We start from the raw sequence: 1,466 nt of genomic DNA, 5'->3' as shown, positions 1-1,466 counted from the left end.
CGGCCGCCGTCGTGGCCGGCGCCGGGGCCGAGATCGATGATCCAGTCGGCGTGCGCCATGACCGCCTGGTGGTGCTCGACGACGATGACCGACCTGCCGGCGTCGACGAGCCGGTCGAGCAGGCCGAGCAGCCGCTCGACGTCGGCGAGGTGCAGGCCGGCGGTCGGCTCGTCGAGGACGTAGACGCCGCCGTTGGCGGCCATGTGGGTGGCCAGCCTGAGCCGCTGCCGCTCGCCGCCGGACAGGCTGGTGAGCGGCTGGCCGAGGCCGAGGTAGCCGAGCCCGACGTCGGCGAGCCGGTCGAGGATGGCGTGCGCGGCCGGCGTGCGCGCCTCGCCGGCGCCGAAGAACTCCGCGGCCTCGGTCACCGACATCGCGAGCACCTCGCTGATGTCGCGGCCGCCGAGGTGGTGCTCCAGCACCGATGCCTGGAACCGCTTTCCCTCGCACTCCTCGCAGGTGGTGGCGACGCCGGCCATCATCGCCAGGTCGGTGTAGCTGACGCCGGCACCGTTGCAGGTGGGGCAGGCGCCCTCGGAGTTGGCGCTGAACAGCGCCGGCTTCACGCCGTTGGCCTTCGCGAACGCCTTGCGGATCGGGTCGAGCAGGCCGGTGTACGTCGCCGGGTTGCTCCGTCGCGAGCCGCGGATCGCGCCCTGGCCGATCGACACCACACCCGCGCCGGCTGGCCCCGAGAGATAGGGCAGCGACCCGTGCACGAGCGAGCTCTTGCCGGAGCCGGCGACACCGGTGACGACGACAAGCACCCCGAGGGGGATGTCGACGTCGACGTCACGCAGGTTGTGCGTTGCCGCGCCGCGGACCGGAAGCCGGCCGGTGGGCGTCCGCACCGTCTCCTTGAGGGCGGCCCGGTCGTCGAGATGGCGGCCGGTGAGGGTGCCGCTGGCCCGCAGCCCCTCGACGGTGCCCTCGAAGCAGACGGCGCCGCCCGCCGCACCGGCGCCGGGGCCGAGGTCGACGACGTGGTCGGCGATCGCTATCGTCTCCGGCTTGTGCTCCACGACGAGCACCGTGTTGCCCTTGTCCCGCAGCCGCAGCAGCAGGTCGTTCATCCGCTGGATGTCATGGGGGTGCAGGCCGGTGGTGGGCTCGTCGAAGACGTAGGTGACGTCGGTGAGCGAGGAACCGAGGTGGCGGATCATCTTGACGCGCTGCGCCTCGCCACCGGACAGCGTGCCCGACGGCCGGTCGAGCGAGAGGTAGCCCAGCCCGATCTCCGCGAACGAGTCGAGGGTCTGTCGCAGCGCCGCGAGCAGCGGTGCCACCGACGGCTCGTCGAGGCCGCGGAGCCAGGCGGCCAGGTCGCTGATCTGCATCGCGCAGGCGTCGGCGATGTTGATCCCGCCGATCCGCGAGGAGCGGGCGGCCTCGCCCAGCCGGGTGCCGTCGCACTCGGGGCAGGTGGTGAAGGTGACCGCCCGGTCCACGAACGCCCGGATGTGCGG

General features: G+C 73.1%; 1 protein-coding gene. It reads right to left on the bottom strand.

The genetic code is table 11. From position 1 onward, the window contains the following. Nucleotides 1–1,466 (bottom strand): ATP-binding cassette domain-containing protein (locus NBW84_RS19585; protein WP_250286238.1); only part of this gene is annotated, 1,466 nt, incomplete at both ends.

This window comes from Protofrankia sp. CiP1_Cm_nod2 (assembly GCF_920664355.1).
Classification (GTDB): Bacteria; Actinomycetota; Actinomycetes; order Frankiales; family Frankiaceae; genus Protofrankia.
The sequence above is the reverse complement of the archived record's forward strand: the minus strand, read 5'-3'. Positions and strand labels throughout refer to the sequence as shown.